This window comes from Pseudoalteromonas sp. A41-2 (assembly GCF_015767615.1).
GTDB classification, from domain to species: domain Bacteria; phylum Pseudomonadota; class Gammaproteobacteria; order Enterobacterales; family Alteromonadaceae; genus Pseudoalteromonas; species Pseudoalteromonas lipolytica.
On sequence record NZ_CP065231.1, the window covers coordinates 3,552,581 to 3,561,819 of the forward strand.

At 40.6% G+C, this 9,239-nt stretch carries 8 protein-coding genes; 2 read left to right on the forward strand and 6 right to left on the reverse strand.

The genetic code is table 11. The annotated features are described in order from the left end of the window. Positions 1-488 precede the first annotated feature (488 nt). A complete protein-coding gene (locus tag IT970_RS15960; protein WP_196857484.1) occupies positions 489-1,256 on the reverse strand; it encodes an isocitrate lyase/PEP mutase family protein in 768 nt (255 codons plus the stop codon). 145 nt (positions 1,257-1,401) lie between these two features. Beyond that, positions 1,402-2,766 carry a tRNA uridine-5-carboxymethylaminomethyl(34) synthesis GTPase MnmE gene (gene mnmE / locus IT970_RS15965; protein ID WP_065978282.1) on the reverse strand — a complete coding sequence of 455 codons (1,365 nt, stop codon included), beginning with the start codon at positions 2,764-2,766 and terminating at the stop codon, positions 1,402-1,404. A 208-nt stretch (positions 2,767-2,974) separates the two neighbouring features. Between mnmE and IT970_RS15970 the strand changes: the two genes are divergently transcribed. Both IT970_RS15970 and IT970_RS15975 read left to right on the forward strand, forming a co-directional pair. Then, on the forward strand, positions 2,975-5,110 hold the full coding sequence (locus tag IT970_RS15970) for a TonB-dependent siderophore receptor (protein ID WP_074989746.1): 2,136 nt from the start codon (positions 2,975-2,977) through the stop codon (positions 5,108-5,110). Positions 5,111-5,119: 9 nt separating this feature from the next. Next, a complete protein-coding gene (locus IT970_RS15975) occupies positions 5,120-6,325 on the forward strand; it encodes a PepSY-associated TM helix domain-containing protein (protein ID WP_036973697.1) in 1,206 nt (401 codons plus the stop codon). A 56-nt stretch (positions 6,326-6,381) separates the two neighbouring features. On the opposite strand, the gene yidC is transcribed toward IT970_RS15975, so the two are convergent. The 4 genes from yidC to rpmH all read right to left on the reverse strand — a co-directional run bounded on the left by yidC (position 6,382) and on the right by rpmH (position 8,986). Beyond that, on the reverse strand, positions 6,382-8,013 hold the full coding sequence (gene yidC / locus IT970_RS15980; RefSeq protein WP_036973695.1) for a membrane protein insertase YidC: 1,632 nt from the start codon (positions 8,011-8,013) through the stop codon (positions 6,382-6,384). Between the two features lie 8 nt (positions 8,014-8,021). Continuing rightward, positions 8,022-8,294 carry a membrane protein insertion efficiency factor YidD gene (gene yidD, locus IT970_RS15985; protein ID WP_036973693.1) on the reverse strand — a complete coding sequence of 91 codons (273 nt, stop codon included), beginning with the start codon at positions 8,292-8,294 and terminating at the stop codon, positions 8,022-8,024. Between the two features lie 129 nt (positions 8,295-8,423). Further along, entirely contained in the window at positions 8,424-8,846 is a 423-nt protein-coding gene (gene rnpA / locus IT970_RS15990) for a ribonuclease P protein component (RefSeq protein ID WP_036973690.1), read from the reverse strand. 5 nt (positions 8,847-8,851) lie between these two features. After that, the gene (rpmH, locus tag IT970_RS15995) at positions 8,852-8,986 is read right to left on the reverse strand and encodes a 50S ribosomal protein L34 (RefSeq protein ID WP_008488847.1); all 135 of its coding nucleotides are present in this window, start codon (positions 8,984-8,986) and stop codon (positions 8,852-8,854) included. Between the last annotated feature and the right edge of the window lie 253 nt (positions 8,987-9,239).

A 9,239-nucleotide genomic window follows, 5' to 3' on the forward strand; every position in this document is an offset into this window, starting at 1 on the left:
CGATCTGAATAAGTTTTTATGTTCAAAAATCACTCTTTAATTTTTATTTTGTTTTAAGCTTATGATTTATAATGTTTTTAATTTATTTCGCGAATTTAAAGTCGTTGATCAAGCTGTTAGTAAATTTGGGGAAAGTTCTGATCAAGGCTATTTTCTAGACGTGCATAACTTTGCTAAGTGATTGATCTTTAAATATCTGAATTGAAAGAATCGCTCAGATCGTGGGAAGGTATTTGGTGAGATCGTTTTGTGGATAGATCGCTTGTTGATAACGATCGAATTGTATTTTTCGATCGGTAAATTCGATCGAAAAAAACGAAAAATAAATGAAAAAATTAGTTTTTAAAGGTAAAAACCTCTAAAAAACTGCCATATTTACTCTGAATAACAAAAATGACAGTGATAAATAGTGATCGTTTAGCTGCTTAGATCTAAAAACAGGCCAAATGTGGATAACATTTTTACCAATCGCCGATCTAAATTGTATTTTAGATCAGCTTTATGGCTGGTGGCTCGTTATTTCCAAGCTGTGTTAAGTGTTTTTTTAGCGTTTCACCAACAAGATCATAAAGAGAATTCCCCAAAGAAAATCGTTTAACCCCACCAGCAAATGCTATTTTTGGGCAGTTAAAATCTGCCATTGCCATCACATTTATTGGAATATTAAGTGCGTTAACCAGCATTTTTATCTGTTCAATTTTGCAAAGTCCAGGTACAAACACACCATCTGCTCCTGCATTTTCATAGGCTTTTGCTCGTGCTAATGTCAGCTCATAGGGATCTTTTTCTATTAAATATGTGTCGGTTCTGGCATTAATAAAGAGCTTTTCGAAGCCATTTTCATCCAGAGTTTGCTTTATTTTCTTTATAATAGTGCACTGTTGATCAAGCGATCTTAATTGTGATGTTACTTTGTCAGAGTCTTCTATATTTATACCTACAACCCCTAACTTGGCTAAGCTAAGTACATGCTGGCTAATGACCTGTGCGTCGTTACTATAGCCTGACTCAATGTCTACAGATAAAGGGATAGTGAGGTGATTGATGAGTGTTTTGACCAGCGATCGTAGGTAACTAAATGGGATCTTCTCACCATCTTGTAAGCCATAACTTGCGGCAATTCCCCAACTTGTTGTTGCAAGGGCTTTTGCTCCTGAAGCTTGAATAAATTGCGCTGAGCTTAGATCCCATGCATTAGGTAATACAAAGCCTGTTTGTTGCTGATGTAATTGATGAAAAATGTGATATTTATCCATGATGTCCTCCTATAAATGACATCAATAGATTAATGAGTGTAAGATTTATTGCTGGCTGTATTCGGCACTGAACCTGTTAATGAAAGTGCTGTTTATGAACAAGAAAAGAGTCTTGCGACTCTTTTCTAATAATGATGACCGGCGTTTATTTACCGATACAGAACGAGCTAAATATTTTGCCGAGCAAATCATCAGACGTGAATTCACCTGTAATTTCATTTAGGAACTGCTGAGTTAAGCGTAACTCTTCAGCTAATATTTCACCGGCAATATGCTGTTCAAGTTGCTCTTTACCTGTATGCAGATGATGCGCTGCATGGTGTAGTGCATCGAGATGACGACGACGGGCCATAAAGCCACCTTCGGTTGCGCCTTGAAAACCGATACATGCTTTTAAGTGAGTACGAACTAACTCTATACCTTCAGCATTTTTGGCGCTTAATCGAATGACAGGGTATTGATCATGTTCATCCATACCGACATTTTCACCCGAAATATCGGCTTTATTTCGGATCACCGTGACGCCCATGCCTTGTGGTAACTTAGACATAAACTCTGGCCAGATAGCATGTGGATCTGTAGCGTCGGTGTCGGTGCCATCTAACATAAATAACACGCGATCGGCTTGATTAATTTCTTCCCAGGCGCGTTCAATACCAATTTGCTCTACCTTGTCTGGACTTTCTCGAAGGCCGGCTGTGTCGATAATGTGAAGCGGCATACCATCTATATGAATATGTTCTCGCAGTACGTCTCGTGTGGTGCCGGCTATGTCGGTAACAATGGCTGCATCACGACCCGCTAACGCATTTAATAAACTTGATTTACCCGCATTCGGTCGACCTGCAATGACTACACGCATACCTTCGCGCATTATCGTCCCTTGCTTTGCTTGTTGCGTGACATTATCAAGTTGTTGAATGATGGCATCGAGATCATTTGCTACTTTTCCATCTGTCAGAAAATCGATTTCTTCATCTGGAAAATCTATGGCTGCTTCAACATACATACGTAAATGAATGACTTTTTCCACCAGCATCTCTATGTGTTTTGAGAACTCACCTTGAAGAGATTGCAGGGCGCTTTTTGCAGCTTGCTCACTGGTTGCGTTAATGAGGTCGGCAATTGCTTCGGCTTGTGTTAAATCAAGCTTGTCATTCATGAATGCACGTTCTGAGAATTCCCCTGGTTTTGCTAACCGTACACCTTCAATATGGCTAATTTCTTTTAATAGCATATCGAGTACAACAGGACCGCCATGTCCTTGTAGTTCAAGTACATCTTCACCGGTAAAAGAATTTGGTCCTTGGAAGAAAAGGGCAATACCTTGATCTAGCTGTGCGCCGTCTAAGCTCTTAAAAGGCACATAGTCTGCGTAACGTGTTTTAGGACAGCGACCAATAATATGCTCTGCTACCGTTTTGGCTAAGCTGCCAGAAACGCGAATAATACCAACGCCACCTCGTCCGGGTGCGGTCGCTTGCGCTGCAATTGTATCTTGATTAATCATGCTTTTAGTATTGCCAATATTGAAAATGATGCTGGTTTGTATTGTAACCTATGGCTTAATTTCATGCGAATAGCGGTGTATAAAAATACCAACTTAGTCGTTGCTATTAGTTTTACTTTATTCAACATTAATAAATAATAAACACTAATTGCAAATGATAATTATATTCATTAAGGTATTTGCATCTTACTTTATAATTTAAAAATATATGCGCTATTCTCCTTTATTATTAGCTGTTCTCGCGAGTTTTTCTGGTTTTTCAGTTGCTGAGAATCAACAAACGTCAGATCAAAATGAAATCGAAAAAATCGATGTAATAGGGCGTGCTTTTTCTTTATATCGACCAACCGAGTCAAGCTTCGGGACCCGCACTAATACGCCGATTGAAAAGATCCCACAGTCTATTCAAATTTTGCCACAGGAGCTGATTAACGATCAGGCTGCCCGACAGATTACCGATTTATACAGTAATATTGCCGGTGTAAATGGTTTTAGTTATTCAGGTGTAACATTTCGTGGTTTTCGCCAAGATGAAATTTTATATGATGGTGTCAAAGGCGATCCATTCAACGGCTTTGCTGTTCCACAATTATTTAATATTGAACAAGTTGCGGTGTTAAAAGGGCCTGCGGGTGCTATATACGGTAGCGGTAATCCAGGTGGTATTATTAATTATGTAACCAAGAAGCCAACCTTTACTGAAAAGCACAGTATTGAAGTTGAGCTTGGTAATGATGACTTTATTAGTGGCGCATTAGAAAGTACAGGGCCCTTGAGTGACTCATTAGATAATCATGCTTATCGTGTTGGTTTGTATCGTGATTCAGAAAAGCCATTTCGCGCTAATACCAGCAGTGATAACACGATTGTTGATCTTGGTTATACTTGGCTGATAAGCAGCGCAACAGAGCTTACAACGCAATATACGTATATAGAGCAAGAATTAGGAGGAGCACGCCTTCGTGGGGTGCCTGCTGATGATAATGGGCATTTTATTACGGATATTAGCTGGAATCATAATGAAGCGACTGATTTCCAAAATGTTGAGGCGCATGTTTATCAAGCTATTTTAAAACACGACATTAATGATGTATGGCGTACGGATATTACAGCACGTTATTTTGATAATAAAGAAGTGCAAAATTACCATGAGCCGAGAGGGCTTGTGGATACCAATGGCGATGGCATTGTTGATTGGAGTCACCGCGAATTTCGTGATCAACTTCGTGAAAATACAGGGTTTAGCTTAACCGCTAATGCGGTAGCTGAGTTTATATTTGTTAATATGCAACACCAAGTCTTATTTGGTAGTGATTGGTATGAGCATGATTTCGAAAGTGTTTACCGCACAGCTACGCAACAAAGTAAAGGAGGGCCTGTCCCTGGGCTTGACCTTCAAGATCCCGAGTATGGTTTAACGTCTCGCGATGATTATGATCTCAATGCTATTACACCCAGACTTGGCAGTACTCATAGCACACGCTTTGGTGCTTATGTGCAAGACCAACTTGATGTCACTGCCAACTGGAGCATAACCGCGGGGTTAAGATACGATCGCTTTGAAGACAAAGATGAGTTAAATCAGACCGAGTTTTCTGATAGCGATGTCACTTATCGTGTCGGCACCAGTTACAATATTAATGATACTTTCTTTCCTTACGCCTTATATGGTACTGGTTTTGTACCACAAAGTGCCAGCGATCAAGAAACAGCCAAGGGCGGACCTTTTGCTCCTGAAACAAGTCGTATAAATGAGGTGGGCTTAAGAACGAAGCTTGTTGATGATAGCTTAGCTGTAAATATGGCCGCTTATGACATTGTGCGCAAAAATATTCTGCAACCCAGTTTGTTGGGTGATGTTGCAGGCGATGGGGTTGATGATTTAGTGGCCGTCGGCGAAGTGCAAAGTAAAGGGTTTGAACTCGAAGTGGTTGGTGATATTACCGAGCGTTGGGTTGTGACAGCAAGTTATGCCTATAATGATACCCGTATCACTAAAGCCAATGACAGCATACGTAATCAAATTCCTAACAGTGATAAGTTTGCCAATGCGCCGCAAAATACCCTGGGTATTTGGACACGCTATGAACTACCTCGCGTATCGTCATCTATTTCTGCAGGTTTAGACTATGTTGATGAGCAGCTTAGCTTGGGCGGACAACGTGTTCAACCTTACACTATCTACAATATGGCATGGCAAACGACCTTAAATAACTGGCAATGGCAGCTATCAGTTAAAAATGTGTTTGATAAAGAATATGCAAGCAGTGGCTTTATTGAACGTACGGGGCATTTTCCCGGTGAGCCACGCCGTGTTTATTTAAGTGCTAAATACAGCTTTTAATGGTGGCGTGTGAGCGCTAAGCAGTGGTTTAACTTACATTCGTGGGCAGGACTCGTTGTTGGGGTCCTGCTTTTTGTTATTTGTGTGTCCGGTACGTTAGCAACCCTTAGTCACGAGATAGAGTACCTGACTGGAAGTAAATATCGTGCTTTAAGCTCTTCACCCATGACTAACTATCCCGCGATAGAATCCAGTCTTAATAAGCATTATCCCAATGCACAAGTACTGTATATCCATCGTCATAAGCAAGATTATTTAGCCACAGAAGTTGCGCTAAAAATTAATGATACATTTCGGTTTGTTTATCTTGATGCTGCCTCAGGAGAAGTATTAGGAGAAGGAGAGTGGGCACGAATATCGCGGTTTTTACGTAACTGGCATATGAATTTATCCATGGGCTGGACTGGTAAGTTGATTGTGACAAGCTTAAGTATCTTAGTACTTATATTACTGGTCTCGAGCTTTTTTGTTTACCGACGCTGGTGGCAAGGCTTTCTTAAAAAGCCAGCCCCACTTTTATTGCATAAACGCAATGGTTGGGCAGACTGGCATAAGCTTGTAGGACTTTGGAGTACGTGGTTTATTGCTGTTATGGCGGTAACGGGTCTTTGGTATCTGATAGAGCATGGATTGCAAACAGCCAAAGTAGATCATTATGTTGCAGAACCTACAAAGGTTATTGCGCTAAAACAAAGCGCGTCGACAAGTAATATGATGCCAATATCTTTAACGGCCGCATACGAAGCAGCACAACAGGCTTTTCCTAGTTTAGATATTCGTTATATTGGTTACGGACAAAAAGCAGCACAGCCTATCGAAGTTCGTGGCTATAATAACGATATTTTACTACGCCTACGCGCTAATCGCGTCTATATAAATGCAAGCACAGGGGCCGTGTTAGGCATTCAAAAAGGGCAAGACTTGCCGTTTGTTCCACGTATAAAAGACACCGCTGATCCACTGCATTTTGGAAACTTTGCAGGTCTAGGCACAAAGTTTATTTGGGCTATTTTTGGTAGCTTGATGAGCGGTGTTAGTGGTGTTGGAATTTACATGAGCTGGCTGAGAGTTAAACGCAAAGCAACCGTTTCTAGCTGGTTAGGTGTATCAGGTTATATAGCCATAGGCTTGGTTATAGGCTCTGTGGTAATAACAAGCGTTAGCGTTAGTGAACGTAGCGTGCCAAAGCAGCTTTATGCACCTGTACTCGGTTAAAAATAACTGGGCATTAAAAAAGGCGACCTAAGTCGCCTTTTTTGTGCGTAAGGGTTTTAGCCTCTTACTTTAATGCCTTTTTTCTCCATTCCACGGTAGATGATAAGCATCTGCGCGATAGAGATAAGGTTCGATACTAACCAGTAAAGTACAAGGCCAGATGGGAACCATAAGAAGAATACAGAGAAGATTACCGGCATAAACGTCATCATTTTTTGCTGCATTGGATCTTGAACCGTCATCGGTTGCAGCTTTTGTGTGATGAACATACTTGCACCAAATAAAATTGGTAATACGTAGTATGGGTCTTTCGCTGATAAGTCAGTTAACCATAATACAAACTCAGCATGGCGTAATTCTGTTGATTCTAAGAATACGTAGAATAGTGCTAAGAAGATTGGCATTTGTAGTAAAAGCGGTAAGCAGCCACCCATCGGGTTTACTTTCTCTTTGCGGTACATTTCCATCATAGCTTGACCGAACTTTTGACGATCATCGCCAAATTTCTCTTTTAGTGCAGCCATTTTAGGTTGTAATGCGCGCATTTTCGCCATTGACGTGTATTGTGCTTTTGTCAGTGGGTACATTGCAGATTTAACAATGACAGTAATAGCGATGATAGCTAGACCCCAGTTACCTAGGATACTGTGCAACCATTTAAGTAGCACGAATAATGGTTGCGAGATGAACCATAACCAGCCGTAATCAACCGTAAGGTCTAAGTCTGGGTGAATTGCTTCAAGTACATCAGACTCTTTCGGGCCCATATAGTAAGTCGAAGCAAGGGTTGTTTGTGTGCCAGCTTGTACGTTAACAGCTTCACCTTTAGTACCAATGATGGCAGCATTACCAGCCACTAATTTGCTGTATAGCGTATTTTGTTGGTCTTGCTGTGGAACCCATGCACTTACAAAGTAGTGTTGAATAAACGCAATATAACCACCAGCCGTCGTAACATTTAGGTTTTTGTCGGCCATATCAGAGAAGCTGTATTTTTCGTAAGGCTCTTCTTCAGTACCGTATGCAGCCCCTAAGTAGTTTTGATCAACTAAGCTACCTTTATCTTGTACTGTACGCTTCACTTGCGTGTAAAGCTGCACTTGAATCGGATCCGCTGTTACGTTATTTACCGTGTACTCTAAATCTACAGCGTAGTCGCCTTTCTTGAAGATATAAGTTTTGGTAAATGTCACACCTTTGCTGTCGGTAAACTCGAGTGGTACACGAAGCTCATCGCCATTTAAGGTGAACGATTTTTGTGTGGTTTTATAAACAGGGCGACCAGCAACAGTTGCATCTGGGCCGTTTAAACCAATTAAGCCACTTTGTGAGAAGTATTGATTACCGTCAAACTCACCAAGTAGCATAAAAGGTGTATCACTGCCTTTTGTCTCTTCGTATTGAAGTAAGTCTGCTTCAATAATGTCACCACCGCGGGTGTCAATTTTTACAGTGAAGACATCAGTTGTTACATCAATAACTGAGCGCTTTGCTGTTGTAGCAACAGGAACTTCACCGTCAGATGATGCTGGAATAAAGTCATCTGACTCTGATGTTGTTGCGCCTAGTGTTTGTGTTGTGGCACTTGGATCAGCTTTTGGTGCATTGTAGTCGTTATTCCACTCTTGGAATAATAAAAACGACACAAGCATCAAGCCGATTAATAAAAACGTGCGTTGCGATTCCATAACAGCTCTTATTTCTCGTGTTGGTGGTTAATATGATTTTTTGCAGGAACGGGATCATCCCCACCTGCATGTAAAGGGTGACATTTTAATATGCGTTTAACTGCTAACCAACTGCCTTTTACACTTCCATGCAAATTAATTGCTTGAATAGCATAATGAGAACAGCTTGGATTAAAGCGGCAATGTGGACCTAATAGCGGGCTTATCCAATTTTGATAGCCACGAATTAGCATGACTAAACAGCGCTTTGGAATAGCAACAAGTGGTTTAAGTAACCTCATGGTGTGTCTGCCCCTGCGTTAATTTAGTCAATGGAATACCATGAATTTAAATTCCCAAGATAGAATTTTAAATGCATGATTAAAAGGTGAGCTAAAGATACCTTAATTATGCCCGTAATTCTATTGATATCAGGCTTGTTTATTAGATTTTGCTGATTTATTAGGGCGTTTTTTGAAAGGGGGTGGTTTTGGTGCACCCGGCTTGCAGCGTTCGTTAATTTTTCGCCACAATTTATTTAATTGTTTTGTTAACTCTTCGTTTGACTGCTCATCAATGCCACTTTTAACCATAAGCACAATATCAATGTTATCGATTTTGTGTTGATTTAAACGAAAACTTTCGCGAGCAAGTCGTTTAATACGATTACGTTGGCAGGCTTTTTTAACACGTTTTTTAGCGACAGTAAGACCTAGTCGAGGACTTGTTTGGTCATTGGGTTTTGCTAATAAGGTAAAGAAAGGAGTCGCAGCGCGAGCTGGTTCATTAAATATACGAGAGTAATGCGAGGGAGTTAACAAACGTAACTCCCTGCTGAAGCTAAAGTCTTCCACTTATATTAAGCAGAAAGAACTTTACGGCCTTTAGCACGACGACGAGCTAATACTTTACGGCCATTTGCTGTTGCCATACGAGCACGGAAACCGTGTGTACGTTTGCGTTTTAAAACGCTAGGTTGAAAAGTTCTTTTCATAACAATTCCATCCGATCGGTTAAGGTTAAAACATCCTATGCAGGTCGCGATCCTGGCACAGGTGCCATTGCGAGCGCGAGATATTATAGATGAAGACAACAAAAGTCAATCATAATTACACGGCTAACACAGTAATTATAAAGGATCCTGTCGCTCGATCATATAGGATCATCATAAATAAGAAGTTTTCCACAGCCTCTGTATAAAAAGTGAATAAAAGCTTGGGAAAAGCAAATTAGATCGTAGAATTTAA